Source organism: Phenylobacterium sp. T106, from assembly GCF_057219735.1.
The window spans coordinates 36,315-53,983 of sequence record NZ_JBXVWA010000015.1; the positions used below are offsets into that span (position 1 = coordinate 36,315).

A 17,669-nucleotide genomic window follows, 5' to 3' on the forward strand; every position below is an offset into this window, starting at 1 on the left:
GAAAACCCGTCGTCTGCGACCAAACGGCTCAGCTTCCACACCCGGTTTTCGGGCTTTCCCTTGGACTGAAAAGGGTCCCTTGGGAGTCAACAGAAATAAGTCTCGACGGGGCAAAGAATCACCGTTGACCCCCCACGGTCCCAAATTAGTGTCGGGGCTCTTACAGGTTCTTTCCTTGGTCCCGGGGACAACCGGGACAGCGGCGGGGCGAACTGCGCTCGCCGCGTAAGCATCTGTTTGCGTTAAAAAATTCGGCGTCAGGGGGTTGGGGGCCCTGGCTGGTCAGCGAGAACTCAATTGGGGTTGTTAAGGATGACGAGCGGGGGGGCTGCGGGAGCAATGGCGAATGCGCCGGCCACGGCCGTTTGGAGCAAGACGTGCCAGGTTCTCAAGCGTGAGCTGGGCGACGCGACATTCGGTTCCTGGCTCGGTCAGGCCGCCCTGCGGGAGAGCGGCGACGAAGTCTGCCTCGTGGCCGCCACCGGCATCGCCCGCGACTGGATCCGTCACAACGCCTGGCGCCGCATCGGGGAGCTGTGGGCGCAGAACGACCCGCTGGGCCGGCGCCTCGACCTCAAGAGCCGCATGGAGGTGGAGAGCGCCTCCCTCAGCAGCAATCCGCCGGTCGCCGCCAACGGTTCCCCCCCAACCGCGCCCGTCACGCTTTCGGCCGCCCCCCAAGCCGGAGCTCCCATGACCGCATCTGTCTTCGAGATCGAGGCCGAGACCGTGGCGCCCGTCGCCGCGCGTCAGGGCCGCCTCCAGGGCCTGCAGGAACGCTATACGTTCGACACCTTCGTCTCGGGCCCGGCCAACGAGTTCGCCTTCGCGGTCGCACGCCGCGTCGCCAGCTGGGCGGACGGCCACTTCAACCCGGTGATGTTCCACGGGCCCTACGGCTTCGGGAAGACCCACCTGCTGAACGCCCTGGCCTGGGAGGCCATGCGCACCCAGCCCAGCCGCCGCGTGGTCTATCTGTCCGCCGAACGCTTCACGACGACCTTCGTCAACGCGATCCAGACGCGCCAGACCGCGGCGTTCAAGGACGAGCTGCGCAACGCCGACCTGCTGCTGATCGACGACGTCCACTTCGTGGCCGGCAAGACCCAGACGCAGGAGGAACTCTTCCACACGCTCATCGCCCTGGTGGACGACGGCCGCCGGGTCGTGCTGACCGCCGACCGCTCGCCGACCGAGCTGTCCGAGATGGAGCCGCGCCTGCGCAGCCACCTGCAGGCGGGCCTCGTCTGCGGCATCGAGCCCGCCGACCGCAGCCTGCGCCTGGGCATCCTGGAGCGGAAGCTGCACACCCTGGCCCAGCAGGGCGGCTTCGTGCCGGCCGCGCGCGCCGAGGTGCTGCAGTTCCTGGCCGACCGCTTCACCGACAGCGTGCGGGAGCTGGAAGGCGCGCTGAACACCCTGATCGCCCGCGTGGGCGGCGACATCGCGCGGCTGGGGCTCGACGAGGCCCAGGCCATCCTGCGACCCCACCTCAGCGTCACCGAGCGCAAGGTGACCGTCGACATGATCCAGAAGGCGGTGGCCGAGCACTACGCGCTGAAGCAGGCCGACCTGATCAGCGAGCGCCGGGCCCGCGCCGTCGCCCGCCCGCGGCAGGTCGCCATGTGGCTGGCCAAGCAGATCACCACGCGGTCCCTGCCCGACATCGGCCGCCGCTTCGGCGGACGCGACCACACCACCGTCCTGCACGCCGTCCGCCGGATCGAGCAGCTGAAGGGCGAGGACGCGGTCATCGCCCGCGACATCGACGTCCTCCTGCGCAAGCTTCGCGGCTAAGAGCGCGTTCCGAAAAGTGGGAACCGGTTTTCGGATCCGAACGCGCTCAAGCTATTGATCTAGAGCCTCATTTTCCCGTTGAGACGGTTCCGTCTGAACGGGTGAGGCTCCAGGCGCCGCGATCCTGAAGACGCTTGGCGAGGGGCCCGCGGAGACGCGGGCCTTTTGCTATGCCCGCGCGCGCAGCAGCCGCAGGGCGACGAGGCCGGCCGGCAGGTTCAGGGCGACGGCCGTCAGCACGCCGGGCGCATAGCCGCCCAGCGCCACGGCCGCGGGGACGTGCGGGACCAGCACATTGACCAGCAGGATCGCCGCGATCGTGCGCAGCGCGGCCGCCTTGGCGGGCGAGCCGGGCCCGCGGCCGGCCCAGAGGGCGACGCCGACGCCCGCCGCCGTCACCAGGGCCAACATGGTCCAGAACACCGCGACGGGCGGCGCGCCCGGCAGGATCTCCAGGATCGCGGCGCGCTGCAGCGGATAGCCGACCGCCTCCTCCAGATCGTGCAGCGTCAGCGCGGCGGCCAGCAGGCCCGCCGCCAGCCCGCGCCGCCGATCGGGCGTCACGCCCGCAGCGCGTTCACCGCCGCGCCGATGAGATCGTAGGTCTCGAACTCGGAGTCCCCCTCCCACGATTTCCGCCAGGCGCTCCACACGATCGCCACGACCTGCTCGCGAGGGTGGACGTAGATGAACTGGCCGAAGATCCCCTCGGCCGTGAACGCGCCGTCGTGGACGCCGCCGGGGGGCAGGACCCACCACTGGTAGCCGTAGCCCAGGGGGTAGCCCGGTTCGAGCTTCCCGAAGCCCGTGGCGGGAATGTCGGGCCGGCCGGCCAGATCGCGCCAGCCGGCGGGCAGCACGCGTCGGCCGCCGGCGACGCCGTCCTCCAGGATGAACTGCCCGAAGCGGCCGAAGTCGCGCAGGCGCGCGCTGACGCCCAGCCCCGCCAGCTCCAGCCCGTCCCTGGACTCGAGCTGCCAGTAGCCGTCCGCCTCCATACCGGCGGGCCCCCAGATCTTCTCGGCATAGAGGTCGGCCAGACGCCGGCCGGTGGCGGCGGCGACGATGGCCCCGAGGACACAGGTCTCGCCCGTCGAGTAGTTGAATTTCGTCCCCTGCGGCGCGGCGCGGGGCAGGGTTCGCATGAGCTCGATCACGCCGCCCGGCCGGCCCTCCGCCAGCACCCGGCCGAAGCGCGCCACGTCAGAGGCGCCGCTGGGATCGTAGTCCTCCTTCCAGGCCACGCCCGAGCACATGCGAAGGATGTTGCGGACGGTCACGCCCTCGTAGGCGGAGCCCTTCAGCGCCGGGAGGTAGCGCTCCGCCGGATCGTCCAGGCTGCGGATCGCGCCGTCGTGCAGCGCCGCGCCGGCGAGGGTCGCCGTCATCGACTTGGCCGTCGAGAAGCTGGTCCAGCGGCTTTCGGGCGTGTTGCCCATGCCGTAGCGCTCGAGCGCGATCTCGCCCCGCTTCAGGATCAGCAGCCCCGCCGTGCGCCGGCGGGTCATGTAGTCGTCCACGGACCTCGTGGCGCCGCCGCTGCGGAAGGTCAGGGCCTCCAGGGACCGCGCATGGGACGGCAGCGCGCGGACCGACGTCCCGCGGCGGATCGCCCGCACGGGCCGCGTCTGGTCCTGGTTGCGGAAGGTGGCGGCCTGGTTCTCGGGCGTGGTGTCCAGCACGTTGGGCGCCGCGACCTCGCCCGACTGGCCCCAGGCGCGACCGGCCATCGCGGCGGCCGCCGCGCCTCCGATCCAGGCGCGACGATCCATCACCAATCCGACCATGTTCCCCTCCCGCCCGGCGACGTTCTGGCCGGCTCGACCCCATGCTGCCCGTTTACCTACCGCGCCGCCACCCGGCGCCCCCGCGCCTCGCGCACCACCGACCGTGACCGGCGCGCCTGAAGGCGGATGTCGCCCGATGTCATCGCCTATCTCCGAAGATGCCGCTCGAACCAGCCGACCATCGCGGTCATGGCCGCGGTCGCGTAGGCGTCGGTCTTGGCCGGGTCGCCCTTGACGTAGAAGTCGTGATCGGCCCCGGCGAAGAGCCTCAGCTCGTTCTGAACGCCGGCCCTGTCGAGGGCGGCGCGCATCAGTTCCGACTGTGCGGCCGGCACGCCCCGGTCCGCGTCGCCGTGCAGGAGCAGAGTCGGCGGATCGTCCGGGTCGACGCTGTGGATCGGCGAGATGGCCGGCAGGAGGCTCGGGTCGACATTGAGGGCCCCGGGCCTGAGGCGGCCCTGCAGGAGAACCGCCAGATCGGTCGGCGGGAAATAGGCGACGACCGCGGCGATCCGGTTGCCCGAGCGCTCCAGAGCGTTCGTCGCGGCGGGGTTTCCGTCGTCGGCCATCATGCCGGCGACGAGCGCCAGGTGGCCCCCGGCGCTGGCGCCCCAGGCGCCGATGCGTCCGGGGTCCGCCCCGTAGTCGGCGGCGTGCAGCCGGATGTGGCGCATCCCGAGCCGGACGTCGGCGACGGCGTCGGGCGCCTGGAAGCGCGGAGCGGACGCGTGATAGAGCGCGACCACCGTGAAGCCCTTGTCGATCAGGGCCTGGTAGCGAGCCTGGCGTTCCTCCGGCGGGCCCCAGGACGAGCGGTAGCCGGCCGACACCATGTTGACCACCAGTGCGCCGTTGGCCTTCTTCACCGGCCTGAAGACGTCGTAGGTCAGCGCCATGCCGTCGCGGTGTCCGTAGACGACGTCGCGCACATAGGTGGCCGTCTTCAGCTCGGCGGGCGTCGGCGCGCGGAGCGCGCTTCGGGGATAGCCGCTCAGCGGCGGGCCGGGGACCGCCACCGGCGGCGGAGCCGGATCCTGCGCCAGAGCGGAGCCGCCCCCAAGGGCCAGTGCGACGGCGAGCGCAGCGCGGCGGAGCCTGTTCATGGACGATCCCCTCTGACGGCGACCCTAGAGCGCGTTCCGAAAAGTGGGAACCGGTTTTCGGATCGAGACGCGCTCAAGTTCTTGATTTAGCGCCTCATTTGTCCCGTTCAGACGGTTCCGTCTGAACGGGTGAGGCGCTAGCGTCGCCAAGGGCGGCGCGCCAATACCCGACCGGGGGCGGCAGGCTGAACGGGAAAGGGCGGCCGGATCGCTCCGGCCGCCCTCCTCAGGTCTTCCGATCGAGCCGTCGCTTACGCGTCGGCCTTCTCCTCGGCCTTTTCGTCCTTCTTCGACAGGTCCTCGCCGGTCTCCTGGTCGACGACCTTCATGGAGAGGCGGGTCTTGCCGCGGTCGTCGAAGCCCAGGAGCTTCACCTTGACCGACTGGCCTTCGGAAAGGACGTCCGAGACCTTCTCGACGCGCTTGTCGGCGATCTGGCTCACGTGGACCAGGCCGTCCTTGGCGCCGAAGAAGTTCACGAAGGCGCCGAAGTCGACGATCTTCACCACCTTGCCGGTGTAGATCTGGCCCACCTCCGGCTCGCTGGCGATCGACTTGATCCAGTCGCGGGCTGCGTCGATCTTCGACTGCTCGGCGGCCGCGATCTTGATCGTGCCGTCCTCGCCGATGTCGACCTTGGCGCCCGTCTCGGCGGTGATCTCGCGGATCACCTTGCCGCCCGAACCGATCACTTCGCGGATCTTGTCGACCGGGATCTTGATCGTCTCGATCTTCGGGGCGAACTCGCCGAGCTGCTCGCGCGGCGCCTCCAGGCCCTTCTTCATCTCGCCGAGGATGTGCTCGCGGCCGCCCTTGGCCTGCTCGAGCGCCTTCTTCATGATCTCCTCGGTGATCCCGGCGATCTTGATGTCCATCTGAAGCGACGTGATGCCGTCGGCGGTGCCGGCGACCTTGAAGTCCATGTCGCCCAGGTGGTCTTCGTCACCCAGGATGTCGGAGAGGACCGCGAAGCCGTCCTGCTCGAGGATCAGGCCCATGGCGATGCCCGACACCGGCTTCTTGATGGGAACGCCGGCGTCCATCAGGGCCAGCGAGCCGCCGCAGACGGTCGCCATCGACGACGAGCCGTTCGACTCGAAGATCTCGGACACGAGGCGGATCGTGTAGGGGAACTCGTCGTAGGCGGGCAGCATCGGGCGCAGGGCGCGCCAGGCCAGCTTGCCGTGGCCGACTTCACGACGCCCGGGGGCGCCCATGCGGCCGGTCTCGCCCACCGAGAAGGGCGGGAAGTTGTAGTGCAGCATGAACTTCTCGAAGTACTTGCCTTCGAGGGCGTCGATCAGCTGCTCGTCGTCGCCGGTGCCCAGGGTGGCCACGCAGAGCGACTGGGTCTCGCCGCGGGTGAACAGGGCCGAGCCGTGGGCGCGGGGCAGGACGCCCACTTCGGCCACGATCTGTCGCACCTGGTCGACCTTGCGGCCGTCGATGCGCACGCCGGTGTCCAGGATGTTGCGACGGACGACGTCGGCTTCCAGGTCCTTGAAGATGGCGCCCAGCTTGTCGGGGGCCAGACCGTCGGGACGCGCCTCGGACTTCCCGAACGCGGCGACCGCCTTCTCCTTGGCGGCGCCCACGGCGGCGTGGCGCTCCATCTTGGCGACGATCTTGTAGGCGGCGGCCAGGTCGGCGCCGACCACCTTCTTGATCTCGGCCTTGATGGCGTCGGTGTCGTCCGGCTGGAACTCGAAGGGCTCCTTGGCCGCGTGCTCGGCGAGCTCGATGATCGCATCGATCACCGGCTGCATCGACTTGTGGGCGAAGGTCACGCCGCCCAGGACCTGCTCCTCGGAGAGCTCCTGGATCTCGGACTCCACCATCATCACGGCGTCTTCGGTGCCGGCGACCACCAGGTCCATCCGGCTTTCCTTCATCTCGTCGAGCGTCGGGTTGAGGACGTACTCGCCGTCGATGAAGCCCACGCGGGCGGCGGCGATCGGGCCCATGAAGGGCGCGCCGGACAGCACCAGGGCGGCCGAGGCGGCGACCATGGCCACGATGTCGGGGTCGTTCTCGAGGTCATGCGCCAGCACGGTGGCGACCACCTGGACCTCGTTCTTGAAGCCCTTCACGAACAGCGGGCGGATCGGACGGTCGATCAGGCGGCTGGTCAGGGTTTCCTTCTGCGAGGGCGCGCCCTCGCGGCGGGGGAAGCTGCCGGGGATCTTGCCCGCGGCGTAGAACTTCTCCTGGTAGTTCACCGTCAGCGGGAAGAAGTCCTGACCGGGCTTCGCGCTCTTGGCGTAGACGGCGGTGGCCAGCACGATGGTCTCGCCGTAGGTGGCGAGGACCGCGCCGTCGGCCTGACGGGCCATGCGGCCGGTTTCGAGCGTGAGGGTCTTGCCCCCCCACTCGATGGTCTTGCGTTTGATATCGAACATCTTGGCTTCTTTCTGGTCCCGCGGGCGTATTCCCGGCGGGGGCGGACAGGGGATCGGTCTTCCGAAATCCTCTCCAATGGCACAGGCTCAAGAGGATCTCGTTGCGACCCTCGGCGTATGGGATGGAGCCTTGGCTCCGGGCGCTGCATCGGACCTCCGGCCTGTGACGGAGGAGCAGCCTTCAAACGAAACGGACCCGGCCCCAGGCGGGGAACGGGTCCGGTCACTTCAACCTAGCGGCGCAGGCCGAGCTTCTCGATGAGCGCCTGATAGCGAGCCGCGTCGGACTTCTTCAGGTGGTCGAGGAGCGAACGGCGGGCGGAAACCAGCTTCAGCAGGCCCCGGCGCGAGTGGTTGTCCTTCTTGTGCGTCTTGAAGTGCTCGGTGAGGTTCGCGATCCGTTCGGACATGATCGCCACCTGGACTTCGGCGCTGCCCGTGTCCGCGTCGCCGCGGGCGTGGGTCTTGATGACTTCGGCTTTACGTTCGGCCGTGATCGACATCGGGTTTCTCCGCTCTTAAAAGGTTGAAGACGCGCGAAGGTTCGAGCCGGCCCGCACGCATCTCGCAGAGCGCCACCATCGACCCGCCCGCCATCGCGGAAACGGTGCGTGAGCCCGGCTTGAGCCTGGCCTTCACCGCTTCGACCTGTCGGGGAACGAGAACGATCGATCGTCCCTGCTTCAATCGGAAGGCGTCTTCGTCGGTCACGGCCAGCACCGGGATGTCGTCCAGTGCGGTCTCGACCGGAAGCAGGGCCTCCGATTGGCGGGCCTCATAGCCCAAATCCTCCAGAAACGCCAGCGCCACCGCCGATTGCTCGGTGAAGGCCCCCACACGCGTGCGGCGAAGGGCGCTCACATGGCCGCACGCGCCCAGCGCCTCGGCGATGTCGCGGACCAGGGCGCGGACGTAGGTGCCCTTGCCGCAATCCACGTCGAGCGTCACGTGGTCCTCGTCCTCGGCGTCCACGACGCGGGCGTCGAAGATCCGCACCTTCCGCGCGGCCAGCTCCACCGTCTCGCCCGCTCGGGCGAGGTCGTAGGCGCGCTCCCCGTCCACCTTGATCGCCGAGTAGGCGGGCGGAACCTGGTCGATCTCGCCGATGAACCGCGGCAGCACGGCCTGCACCTGGGCCAGCGTCGGGCGCACGCCCGACTCCGCCAGCGTCGCGCCTTCGCGGTCGTAGGTGGCGGTCGTGCGGCCCCAGGCGATGGTGAAGCGGTAGCTCTTGTCGGCGTCCACCAGGAACGGGACGGTCTTGGTCGCCTCGCCCAGGGCGATCGGCAGCACGCCGGTGGCCAGCGGATCCAGCGTGCCCGCATGGCCCGCCTTCTGGGCGTCGAACAGCCGCCGGACGCGGCTCACGGCGTGGGTCGACGTCAGGTCGTAGGGCTTGTCGAGGTTGATCCACCCCGAGATCGCCTGCCCCTTCTTGCGGCGAGCCACCTAGTCCTCGTCCTTCCAGGAGTCCGAGGGCGCGTCGGGGGTCAGGTCGCGCCGGACGCGGGGGTCGTCGAACAGCTTCGCCATCCGCGCGGCCTCGTTGAAGCTCTCGTCGTGGCGGAAGTGCAGGTCGGGCGTGAAGCGCATGTCGATCATCCGGCCGAGGTGGCCGCGCACGAACTTCGCGTGCCGGTTCAGCGCCTTGACGACCTCGTCGGCGTTCTCCCCGCCCAGCGGCTCGACGAAGACGGTGGCGTGGCGCAGGTCGGGGTTCACCCGCACCTCGGTGACGGTGACGGACACGCCGGCCAGGACGGGATCGTTGATCTCCTCCTCGCGGAAGATCTCCACCAGCGCATGGCGCACCAGTTCGCCGGCGCGGAGCTGCCGCTGCGACGGACCTTTCGGGGCCGCGCGGCCGCTGGAATGGGGTCGTTTCATGGAAGTCGGCCTTCAGCGACCTGGCGGGCGGATCGGACGCCCGCGCAGGAAAGCGGCGGCTTCTACTTCCTTTCCCGTCGGCGGGAAAGGGGGACCGCTCGCCCGCCCCGGCCCTCGAGCCAGGGGTTGGGGGACGGCTTCCCTGTCGCAGGAGCCGCCCGATTCAACCGCGGAGATCGCGGAGGCGACGCGGAGATCTCTGCGCTCTCCGCGTCCGCCGCGGTCCAAGAGAGCGCCTGCGGCGTCCGCACGGAAGGCCGTCGGCGATCCGCGATAAGCCCTTCCCGGAGTGGAAGAACTAGGTTCTGAACCCATAAAGCTTGCGGCGGTGGGCGACGCTCGATTCAAGGCTCCGAAAGGAGCCGAGGATGGCGCGATACGATCTGAGCGAGGCGGAGTGGCGGCTGATCGAGCCACTGCTGCCGAACAAGCCGCGGGGTGTGGCCCGGGTCGACGACCGTCGGGTGATCAACGGGATTTTCTACGTGCTGCGGACGGGATCGCCCTGGCGTGACCTGCCGGGCCGCTACGGTCCGCACACGACGGTCTACAACCGCTACAACAGGTGGGCGAAGGCCGGGGTCTGGTTGCGGGTCTTCGAGGCGCTGGCGGCGACCTCGCCGCAGTCGCTGCACTTGATCGACAGCTCCATCATCCGGGCCCACCAGCACGCTGCCGGTGGAAAAAAGGGGGCCCGGATCACGCCATCGGCCGTTCTCGTGGAGGACTGAGCACCAAGATCAACGCCCTGGTGAACCAAGACGGTTTGCCGCTCAGGATCACGCTCTCGGCCGGACAGGCCTCGGACAAGGCCGCCGTCGCCGAACTCATCGAAGGCCTACCTCCGGCCCAGGCGCTTGTCGCTGATCGTGGCTACGACGCCCAAGCCATCATTGACCTTGTCCGAGAGCGCGGTGGCTGCGCCCACATCCCGACCCAGCGCGACCGAAAGGTGCAGCGCTCCGTCGATCCAGCCATCTATCGCCAGCGAAACCAGGTCGAGCGCTTCTTCTGCAAACTGAAGCACTTCCGGCGCATCGCAACCCGCTTCGACAAGCTCGCCAGGAACTTCCTCGCCGCCGTCCTCCTCGCCTCAGCGAGACTCTGGATGCGAGCTTATGAGTCCACGCCCTAGGCCCCGGTGCGCTCGCGGAAGAACTGGATCACGCGCTGCTCGGCGGCCTTGGTCGGGCCGTCCTCCTTCAGGTGCAGGGTGAGCACCGAGTGCGGCGGGATGAACGACGGCGCGGCGTCCTCGTCTTCCAGTTCGATGGCCTCGAAGCGGTCGCCGAACTCGCGGCGGTAGCGTTCCCAGCGCGCGTCGCCGACCAGCTTGTCGCTCTTGAAGCGCAGGCCGATCATCGACAGGTCCTCCTCGGCGAACCGGCGGCGCGCGCAGGCGATCTCGGCCTCGGTGGCGTCGATGCCGCCCTTGTCCTTGGCCGCGCCGGCGGGCATCGACGGCTGCGAGAGCACCGGCGCCACGACCGAAGGCTCGGTCATCATCGCCAGCGCGAACCCGCCCGTGAAGCACATGCCCACCGCGCCGACGCCCTTGCCGCCGCAGTCCGCGTGCGCCTTGCGCGCCAAGGCCCGCAGCCAGTCGACCACCGGGCTCGACTTGTCCTTCGCCCAGATCGTGAACTCGCGGCGGACGCAGATCACGCCCAGCATGCTCTGCAGCGCGTAGCCGCGGCTCGCGGGCTTCCCCGGCTTTCCGAACAGGCTTGGGCAGTAGACGGTCATCCCCGCGGCCGCCACCCGGTCGGCGAACCGGATGACCTGCGGGTGCAGCCCCGGCATCTCGTGCATCACGATCACCGCCGGGCCCGACCCGCGCGTCCAGACGGGGAACGTCCGGCCGTCATGGGTGAAATCGAACCTCGCGTAGTCCTTCAGCGCCGCTTCGTAGCCCATGTCCTCGCTCCCCCGTCGACGGAGCAGCTTAGCGCGATCAGCGGCGGACGCGCAGCATCCCGACGTCGCCTTCGAAGCCGGACAGCTTCCATCGTCCGTCGGGCGCGTGCGTGAACATGAGCAGGCACGGTCCGTCCTTCTTGCTCGTGGCGCAGACCCGCCCGTCCGGCAGCGGCCGGAGCAGCGTGGAGATGCCGATCGGGCCGGGGATCTTGGTGTCGCTGCGGTAGCCGTAGCTTGCCGCCACCGCCCGGAACACGTCGGGCTGGATCAGGGCGTCTCCGGCCATCCGGGCCAGGCTCGGCGCAAGGATGGCGGCGAGGCCGGCGGGCACGCGGCTGTCCTTGCCCGCCTCGGCGACGAGGCGGCCCTCGATCTCGCGCTGCAGGGCCGGCCGGTCCACCAGGGCGTCGAAGGCGGCGCGGTCGTTGTCGCGGATGGAGATGAGCAGGGCGTGCACGTCGCTCGCCGCGTCCAGCTTCTGGACGGTGGCGCAGGCCGACAGCGCCAGGGCCAGAACGGCGATCACGAATCCGCGCATGTGCATCCTCCACCCAAGCTGCGCTACAACAGGACGGCATCGCATGGCGAACCGAAACCGCAGATGAACGCGCAAGGCTCCGATCCGGACCCGCCGATCCTGCAAACGGCGCGGATGACCTTCCGTCCGTTCACCGCGGACGACTTCGGTCTCCTGGCCGAGTTGCACCGCGATCCCGAGGTCGGCCGCTACATGGGCGGCGTCTGGGACGACGCCAAGATCGCCGCGGTCCTGGACGATTTCGTGTCCGAGCACGCGCGGCGGGGGCATTCCAAGTGGTGCGTCCACACCCGCGAGGGCGTGTTCGTGGGCCGCGCCGGCCTCAGCCTGTGGCGCGCCACGGACGAGTTCGAGCTGGGCTACGCCTTCCGGCCGGAGTTCTGGGGCCAGGGCCTCGCCACCGAAGCCGCCCGGGCGGTCGCGGCGTGGGCCTTCGCCAACACCGAGGCGCCTTACCTGATCGCCTTCACCGAGCCGCAGAACTACGGCTCCCAGCGGGTGCTGGAGCGGATCGGCATGATCCGCCAGGCCGACCGCGACATGGGGTTCGCGACCCCCAGCGCCTTCTTCCGCATGGAGCGGCCGGCGCGGTAGGCGCGCCGTGACCGACGGGCCGCTCGTGAAAGGAGCCCCGGGCGCGGGCCCGAGGCTCCAGTCCACGCCGCGGCGGGCGTCGGCAGGTCCGGGCGGACTATTCGGCCGCGACCGGCGCGCGGGCCAGGCCGCGCAGCACGTAGTTCAGGACGCCGCCGTGCTTGAAGTACTCGAGCTCGGTGGGCGTATCGATTCGGCAGCGGACCGGGAAGCGGGCGATGCGGCCGTCGCTCGGGCGGTACATCTCCACGATCAGCTGCTTGCGGGGCGCCAGGTCGGTGAGGCCGCGGATGGTGACGATCTCCTCGCCGGTGAGGCCCAGCTTGTGCCAACCTTCCTGCAGGAACTGCAGCGGCAGCACGCCCATGCCCACCAGGTTCGAGCGGTGGATCCGCTCGAAGCTCTCGGCCACCACGGCCCGGACGCCCAGCAGCTTGGTGCCCTTGGCCGCCCAGTCGCGCGACGAGCCGGTGCCGTATTCCTTGCCCGCGAACACCACCAGCGGCCGGCCCTCGCCCTGGTAGCGCATGGCCGCGTCGTAGATCGACATCTCGTCGCCCGAGGGGAAGTGCTTGGTGACCCCGCCCTCGATGTCGGGCGTGATCCGGTTGCGGATGCGGATGTTGGCGAAGGTGCCCCGCATCATCACCTCGTGGTTGCCGCGCCGCGCGCCGTACGAGTTGAACTCGGACTGCGGCACCTGGCGGTCGCGCAGGTAGACGCCGGCGGGCGACGTCGCCTTGATCGAGCCGGCCGGGCTGATGTGGTCGGTGGTGATCGAGTCGCCGAACACGGCCAGGACGCGGGCCTCGACGATGTCGGTGACGGCCTTCGGCTCCATCTCCAGCCCGTCGAAGTAGGGCGGGTTGGCCACGTAGGTGGACGTCATGTCCCACTCGTAGGTCTGGCCGCCCTTCACCTTGATGCCCTGCCAGTTCTTGTCGCCCTTGAAGACGTCGGCGTAGCGGGTGGCGAACATCTTGTTGGTGACGTGCTTGCGCTGCAGGGCGGCGATCTCGGCGGTGCTCGGCCAGATGTCGCGCAGGTAGACGGGCTTGCCGTCCTTGCCCTCGCCCAGCGGGTCGTTGGCCAGGTCGGTCAGCATCGAGCCGGCCAGGGCGTAGGCCACCACCAGGGGCGGCGAGGCCAGGTAGTTGGCGCGGACGTCCGGGTTCACCCGGCCCTCGAAGTTGCGGTTGCCGGACAGCACCGAGACGGCCACCAGGTCGTTCTTCTGGATGGACTCGCTCACGGGCTCGGGCAGCGGGCCCGAGTTGCCGATGCAGGTGGTGCAGCCGTAGCCCACCAGGTTGAAGCCCAGCGCGTCGAGGTGCTTCGTCAGCCCTGCGGCCTTCAGGTAGTCGGTGACCACCTGGCTTCCGGGCGCCAGCGAGGTCTTCACCCACGGCTTCACCCGCAGGCCCTTCTCGACAGCGTTCTTGGCCACCAGGCCCGCCGCGATCAGCACGCTGGGGTTGGAGGTGTTGGTGCACGAGGTGATCGAGGCGATCACCACGTCGCCGTTGCCGAGGTCGTAGTTCTCGCCCTCGACCTTGTAGCGCTCGGAGAGCGTGTCGGCCTTGCCGAAGTCGCCGGCGAGGGCGGCCTTGAACTCGTCGGCCGCCGAGGTGAGCACCACGCGGTCCTGCGGGCGCTTCGGACCGGCCAGCGAGGCCGTGACCGTGCCGAGGTCGAGCTCCAGCGTGTCGGTGCAGACGGGATCCGGATCGGTCGGGTCGCGCCACATGCCCTGGGCCTTGGCGTAGGCCTCGACGAGGGCCACGCGGGCCGGATCGCGGTTGGTGGCGGCCAGGTAGTCGATGGTCGCCTGGGTGACCGGGAAGAAGCCGCAGGTGGCGCCGTACTCCGGCGCCATGTTGGCGATGGTCGCCTGGTCCTCGAGGGTCATGTTGGCGAGCGCCGGGCCGTAGAACTCGACGAACTTGCCCACCACGCCCTTCTTGCGGAGCATCTGGGTGACGGTGAGCACCAGGTCGGTGGCCGTCGTGCCCTCGGGCAGCTCGCCGGTCAGCTTGAAGCCGATGACCTCGGGGATCAGCATCGGGATCGGCTGGCCCAGCATGGCCGCCTCGGCCTCGATGCCGCCTACGCCCCAGCCCAGCACGGCCAAGCCGTTGATCATGGTGGTGTGGGAGTCGGTGCCGACGACGGTATCGGGGTAGGCCACTTCCTGGCCCTCGTCGGCGTTCGTCCAGACCGTCTGCGCCAGGTACTCCAGGTTCACTTGGTGACAAATTCCGGTGCCGGGCGGCACGACGCGGAAGTTGTTGAAGGCCGAGGAGCCCCAGCGCAGGAAGTTGTAGCGCTCCATGTTGCGCTCGTATTCGCGCTCGACGTTCTGCGCGAAGGCCTTCGACGTGCCGAAGTAGTCGATCATCACCGAGTGGTCGATGACGAGGTCCACCGGGTTCAGCGGGTTGATCTTCTCGGGGTTGGCGCCGAGCTTGGTCATGGCGTCGCGCATGGCGGCCAGGTCGACCACCGCGGGCACGCCGGTGAAGTCCTGCATCAGCACGCGGGCGGGACGGAAGCTGATCTCGTGTTCGACCTTGCCCTTGTTGTCGAGCCAGGCGGCGACCGCCTTGAGGTCGTCTGCGCCGACCGAGACGCCGTCCTCGTTGCGCAGCAGGTTCTCGAGCAGGACCTTCATCGAGATCGGAAGCCGCGAAATGCCGGTCAGCCCCGCTTCCTCGGCGGCCGGAAGGCTGTAGTAAGCGTAGGCTTTGTCGCCGACCGTCAGGAGACGGCGGGTCTTGAGGGTGTCCACGGACGCCATAGAGGGAGATCCTTTCTCTGTTCCGGCCACCCAGGACCACCCGAGGGATCGCGCGCTATCGGAGAGACGGACTCACAGGGTTCGTCTCCGCGCGGCGTTGGCTCCCCCCAGGTGCGGCGGCCGACACGTTCATAGACCCGCCCTCTTACGCCGTCCATGCATGCGACGACGGCGCGACGCGTGAGGGCTGGTTGCCCGGCCGGCGCCCAACTTGACCGCAGAGCGCGCAGAGGTCTTCGCGGAGGTCGCGGAGGGCAGATGAACGAGAACGCTGTGGGCGAGAAGATCCTGGGCTGCGCCCTCAAGGTGCATCGCGCTCTCGGTCCTGGGCTTCTTGAGAATGCGTATGAGGCCTGCCTCGCCTATGAGACCGGCAAGGCGGGCCTTCGATGCGAGCGACAGCTCGCGCTGCCGGTTCGCTATGAGGAAGTGCAGGTTGACCTAGGCTATCGCCTCGATCTCCTTGTAGAGAGCCTCGTGGTTGTCGAGGTGAAGGCTGTCGAGCGCCTCGTCGAGGTGCATCGGGCGCAGGTGATCAGCTATCTGCGCCTCGGGGGCTTCAGGCTGGGCTACGTCCTGAACTTCAACGTCAACACCCTCAAGGAGGGGATCTGGCGGGTGGCCAACGGCATATGAACCGCTACGAACCCTCTGCGTCCTCCGCGAAAATCCTCTGCGTCCTCTGCGGTAAGATCGGGCGGTCAGGTTGATCCGGACGCTGAACATCGAGGACGCGGCGCTGCGGCGGGGCGGGCGGCTGCTGTTCGAGGGGGTGTCGCTGACGCTCCAGGCGGGGCAGGCGTGCGCGCTCACCGGCCCCAACGGCTCGGGCAAGACCAGCCTGTTGCGCGCGGTGGCCGGCCTCGTGCGGCTCGAAGGCGGCGCCATCGGCTTCGGCGACGTCGACCCGCACGACGCGCGCGGCGGCGGGCTGCACTTCGTGACCCACGCCGACGGGCTGAAGCCGGCGCGCACGGCGGCCGAGGAGCTGGCGTTCTGGAGCCGCTGGTGCGGCGGCTCGGAGGCCACCGCCCAGGCGGCGGCCGAGGCGCTCGAGCTCGTCCCGCTGCTGCGGCTGGAGGTGCGGCGCCTGTCCGCGGGCCAGCGGCGGCGGCTGGCGATGGCGCGGCTCCTGGCGGCGCCGCGCGGGCTCTGGCTCCTCGACGAACCCCTCAGCCCCCTGGACGCCCGCTGGCGCGAGACGTTCGGAAGCCTAATGCGCCGCCACCTGGCGGAAGGCGGCCTGATCCTGGCCGCCGTGCACGATCCCCTGCCGATCCCGACCCTGAGCCTGGAGCTGCCCGCGTGAACCGGCTCGTCGCCCTGCTCGCGCGCGAGACGGCCCTGGCCTGGGGGCGCGGCGGCGGCCCGATGGTCGCCGTGGCCTTCTACGCCGGCGTGGCCACCTTCCTGCCGCTGGCCATCGGGCCCGAGCCGACGCGGCTCGCCGCCATCGCCCCGGGCGCGGCCTGGGTCGCCCTCGCCCTCGCCTCGCTGCTGTCGCTGGAGCGCCTGTTCGAGCGGGACTACGAGGACGGCGCGCTGGACCAGCTCGTGCTCTCGCCCGCGCCGCTCGAGCTCACCTGCCTGATCAAGTGCCTCGGCCAGTGGATGGCGAACGGCGCCCCGCTGGCCCTGGCCGCGCCCGTGGCCGCCATCGGCCTCGGGGCCGGTCCCGCCTCGGCGCCGCTCACCCTGGCCTGCGCGCTGCTGGGCGGCCTCGCCTTCGCCTTCCTGGGGGGGATCGGCGCCGCGCTCAGCCTCGGCGCCCGGCGAGGCGGGCTGCTGACGGCGGTGATCGTCCTGCCGCTGTTCGTGCCGCCGATCATCTTCGGCGGCGGCGCGCTGGACGCCTTCGCCGCGGGCCTGCCCTGGACGGGCGGCTTCGCGCTGCTGGGCGCCTATGCGCTGGCGACGGCGGCGGTCGGGCCCATCGCCATGGCGGCCGCCTGCCGCAACGCGCTGTCCTGACCATGACCAAAGCTTAACTGGCGTCGGGATCGCGCCGTCGCATCCTGGGCCCTCGGAGGGGCCTGCAGGAGACGCCGACATGACGACCACCACCACCTGGCTGCTGGCCGGCGCGGCCTTCGCGCTCTGCGCGGGCGGCGCGATCGCGGCGGCGAGCCCGGAAACCGCCGCCCGTGAAGCCGAGGCCGACGCCCGCGACGCCATGATCCGGAGCCGCGAGGCCGCGATGGCCAGCCGCGAGCAGGCCCGCGAGGCCCGGGAGGCCGCGCGAGAGCGCGCCTACGAGGCCGCGGCCCGCGCCCGCGAGGCCGGCGAACGCGCGCGCGAGGCGGCCTTGGAGGCGGCCCGCTACGGTCGCGAGCTGGGCTCGGCCCATCGGGATTTCGCGCACATCGACCATGGCGAGGGCCGGGCGGAGTACCTGACCCGGGCGCTGCAGCTTCGCCCCGACCAGGGACCGGCGCTGAACGCGTTCCTCGAGGCGACGAAGCGGCAGGGCCGCCAGGATGTCCGCCTCGACCGCAGCCGCGGCGACGGCCGCACGACCCTGCAGCGGCTCGACGACATGCAGGCCCGCATGGCCGAGCAGCAGGCCGAGGCCGGCCGCCGGATCGCGGCCGTGAGGACCTTCTACGGGCAGCTCGACGCCACCCAGCGGAAGGCGTTCGACTCCATGCCCATGCTGATGCTGGTCGGCCCCGCGGTGGGCCCGATGGTGCTGCCCGGTCCGATGCCGGTCGTGCTTCGCGCGCCGCCCGCGCCGCCGGTCCCCCCGGCGCCGCCCTCCCCCCCGAGCAGCCTCTGAGCCGGGCGGCGTCGCCCACGGCCCCTCGCGATCGCCTGCGTCCCCGCTGCGGGCGCTTGCGGGGGGCCGCG

Annotated in this window: 17 protein-coding genes; 7 read left to right on the plus strand and 10 right to left on the minus strand. The window is 70.1% G+C overall.

Going from position 1 to position 17,669, the window contains the following annotated elements; all coding sequences use genetic code 11:
* Nucleotides 1-312: 312 nt before the first annotated feature.
* Nucleotides 313-1,797 (plus strand): chromosomal replication initiator protein DnaA, encoded by a 1,485-nt coding sequence (gene dnaA, locus AC2D8W_RS21760; protein WP_293479059.1) that lies wholly within the window; start codon nucleotides 313-315, stop codon nucleotides 1,795-1,797.
* A gap of 168 nt (nucleotides 1,798-1,965) precedes the next feature.
* Here dnaA and AC2D8W_RS21765 read toward each other — a convergent pair whose 3' ends face one another.
* From AC2D8W_RS21765 to rbfA, 7 genes are all read right to left on the minus strand, one after another.
* Nucleotides 1,966-2,361, minus strand: a complete 396-nt coding sequence (locus AC2D8W_RS21765; protein WP_484673295.1) for an HXXEE domain-containing protein — start codon at nucleotides 2,359-2,361, stop codon at nucleotides 1,966-1,968.
* A complete protein-coding gene (locus tag AC2D8W_RS21770) occupies nucleotides 2,358-3,584 on the minus strand; it encodes a serine hydrolase domain-containing protein (RefSeq protein ID WP_484673296.1) in 1,227 nt (408 codons plus the stop codon). The genes AC2D8W_RS21765 and AC2D8W_RS21770 overlap by 4 nt, the downstream gene beginning before the upstream one ends.
* A gap of 146 nt (nucleotides 3,585-3,730) precedes the next feature.
* A complete protein-coding gene (locus AC2D8W_RS21775) occupies nucleotides 3,731-4,687 on the minus strand; it encodes a prolyl oligopeptidase family serine peptidase (RefSeq protein ID WP_484673297.1) in 957 nt (318 codons plus the stop codon).
* Nucleotides 4,688-4,938: 251 nt separating this feature from the next.
* Nucleotides 4,939-7,086, minus strand: coding sequence for a polyribonucleotide nucleotidyltransferase (gene pnp, locus AC2D8W_RS21780; RefSeq protein WP_484673298.1), 2,148 nt, complete (start codon nucleotides 7,084-7,086; stop codon nucleotides 4,939-4,941).
* Between the two features lie 233 nt (nucleotides 7,087-7,319).
* Entirely contained in the window at nucleotides 7,320-7,589 is a 270-nt protein-coding gene (gene rpsO, locus AC2D8W_RS21785; RefSeq protein WP_293479069.1) for a 30S ribosomal protein S15, read from the minus strand.
* Nucleotides 7,567-8,535, minus strand: coding sequence for a tRNA pseudouridine(55) synthase TruB (gene truB / locus AC2D8W_RS21790; protein ID WP_484673299.1), 969 nt, complete (start codon nucleotides 8,533-8,535; stop codon nucleotides 7,567-7,569). The genes rpsO and truB overlap by 23 nt, the downstream gene beginning before the upstream one ends.
* Nucleotides 8,536-8,973 carry a 30S ribosome-binding factor RbfA gene (gene rbfA / locus AC2D8W_RS21795; protein WP_293479073.1) on the minus strand — a complete coding sequence of 146 codons (438 nt, stop codon included), beginning with the start codon at nucleotides 8,971-8,973 and terminating at the stop codon, nucleotides 8,536-8,538.
* Nucleotides 8,974-9,341: 368 nt separating this feature from the next.
* Between rbfA and AC2D8W_RS21800 the strand changes: the two genes are divergently transcribed.
* A protein-coding gene (locus AC2D8W_RS21800; RefSeq protein ID WP_484673300.1) for an IS5 family transposase occupies nucleotides 9,342-10,108 on the plus strand; the annotation gives its coding sequence in 2 pieces (ribosomal slippage) (nucleotides 9,342-9,666 and nucleotides 9,666-10,108; 768 coding nt in all).
* Here AC2D8W_RS21800 and AC2D8W_RS21805 read toward each other — a convergent pair.
* Both AC2D8W_RS21805 and AC2D8W_RS21810 read right to left on the minus strand, forming a co-directional pair.
* A complete protein-coding gene (locus AC2D8W_RS21805; RefSeq protein ID WP_293479075.1) occupies nucleotides 10,105-10,890 on the minus strand; it encodes a dienelactone hydrolase family protein in 786 nt (261 codons plus the stop codon). The two genes, AC2D8W_RS21800 and AC2D8W_RS21805, sit on opposite strands and share 4 nt — an antisense overlap.
* A 37-nt stretch (nucleotides 10,891-10,927) precedes the next feature.
* The gene (locus tag AC2D8W_RS21810) at nucleotides 10,928-11,431 is read right to left on the minus strand and encodes a DUF2939 domain-containing protein (RefSeq protein WP_293479077.1); all 504 of its coding nucleotides are present in this window, start codon (nucleotides 11,429-11,431) and stop codon (nucleotides 10,928-10,930) included.
* A 63-nt stretch (nucleotides 11,432-11,494) separates the two neighbouring features.
* Here AC2D8W_RS21810 and AC2D8W_RS21815 point away from each other — a divergent pair, with 63 nt between their 5' ends.
* A complete protein-coding gene (locus AC2D8W_RS21815; protein ID WP_484673301.1) occupies nucleotides 11,495-12,025 on the plus strand; it encodes a GNAT family N-acetyltransferase in 531 nt (176 codons plus the stop codon).
* A gap of 97 nt (nucleotides 12,026-12,122) precedes the next feature.
* Here the strand turns inward: AC2D8W_RS21815 and acnA are convergent, their stop codons facing one another.
* On the minus strand, nucleotides 12,123-14,822 hold the full coding sequence (gene acnA, locus AC2D8W_RS21820) for an aconitate hydratase AcnA (protein ID WP_293479080.1): 2,700 nt from the start codon (nucleotides 14,820-14,822) through the stop codon (nucleotides 12,123-12,125).
* 258 nt (nucleotides 14,823-15,080) lie between these two features.
* On the opposite strand from acnA, the gene AC2D8W_RS21825 reads away from it, so the two are divergent.
* From AC2D8W_RS21825 to AC2D8W_RS21840, 4 genes are all read left to right on the plus strand, one after another.
* Entirely contained in the window at nucleotides 15,081-15,458 is a 378-nt protein-coding gene (locus AC2D8W_RS21825; RefSeq protein WP_484673302.1) for a GxxExxY protein, read from the plus strand.
* 70 nt (nucleotides 15,459-15,528) lie between these two features.
* Nucleotides 15,529-16,131: a heme ABC exporter ATP-binding protein CcmA gene (gene ccmA / locus AC2D8W_RS21830; protein ID WP_484673303.1), complete on the plus strand. Its 603-nt coding sequence runs from the start codon at nucleotides 15,529-15,531 to the stop codon at nucleotides 16,129-16,131.
* Nucleotides 16,128-16,793, plus strand: coding sequence for a heme exporter protein CcmB (gene ccmB / locus AC2D8W_RS21835; protein ID WP_484673304.1), 666 nt, complete (start codon nucleotides 16,128-16,130; stop codon nucleotides 16,791-16,793). The genes ccmA and ccmB overlap by 4 nt, the downstream gene beginning before the upstream one ends.
* A 79-nt stretch (nucleotides 16,794-16,872) precedes the next feature.
* A complete protein-coding gene (locus AC2D8W_RS21840; RefSeq protein WP_484673305.1) occupies nucleotides 16,873-17,598 on the plus strand; it encodes a Spy/CpxP family protein refolding chaperone in 726 nt (241 codons plus the stop codon).
* Nucleotides 17,599-17,669 lie beyond the last annotated feature (71 nt).

Coding starts and splice junctions, on each gene's coding strand:
- dnaA (WP_293479059.1), top strand. CDS start 313: ATGACGAGCGGGGGGGCTGCGGGAGCAATGGCGAATGCGCCGGCCACG.
- AC2D8W_RS21770 (WP_484673296.1), bottom strand. CDS start 3,584: ATGGTCGGATTGGTGATGGATCGTCGCGCCTGGATCGGAGGCGCGGCG.
- AC2D8W_RS21775 (WP_484673297.1), bottom strand. CDS start 4,687: ATGAACAGGCTCCGCCGCGCTGCGCTCGCCGTCGCACTGGCCCTTGGG.
- pnp (WP_484673298.1), bottom strand. CDS start 7,086: ATGTTCGATATCAAACGCAAGACCATCGAGTGGGGGGGCAAGACCCTC.
- rpsO (WP_293479069.1), bottom strand. CDS start 7,589: ATGTCGATCACGGCCGAACGTAAAGCCGAAGTCATCAAGACCCACGCC.
- rbfA (WP_293479073.1), bottom strand. CDS start 8,973: ATGAAACGACCCCATTCCAGCGGCCGCGCGGCCCCGAAAGGTCCGTCG.
- AC2D8W_RS21805 (WP_293479075.1), bottom strand. CDS start 10,890: ATGGGCTACGAAGCGGCGCTGAAGGACTACGCGAGGTTCGATTTCACC.
- AC2D8W_RS21810 (WP_293479077.1), bottom strand. CDS start 11,431: ATGCGCGGATTCGTGATCGCCGTTCTGGCCCTGGCGCTGTCGGCCTGC.
- AC2D8W_RS21815 (WP_484673301.1), top strand. CDS start 11,495: ATGAACGCGCAAGGCTCCGATCCGGACCCGCCGATCCTGCAAACGGCG.
- acnA (WP_293479080.1), bottom strand. CDS start 14,822: ATGGCGTCCGTGGACACCCTCAAGACCCGCCGTCTCCTGACGGTCGGC.
- AC2D8W_RS21825 (WP_484673302.1), top strand. CDS start 15,081: ATGAACGAGAACGCTGTGGGCGAGAAGATCCTGGGCTGCGCCCTCAAG.
- AC2D8W_RS21840 (WP_484673305.1), top strand. CDS start 16,873: ATGACGACCACCACCACCTGGCTGCTGGCCGGCGCGGCCTTCGCGCTC.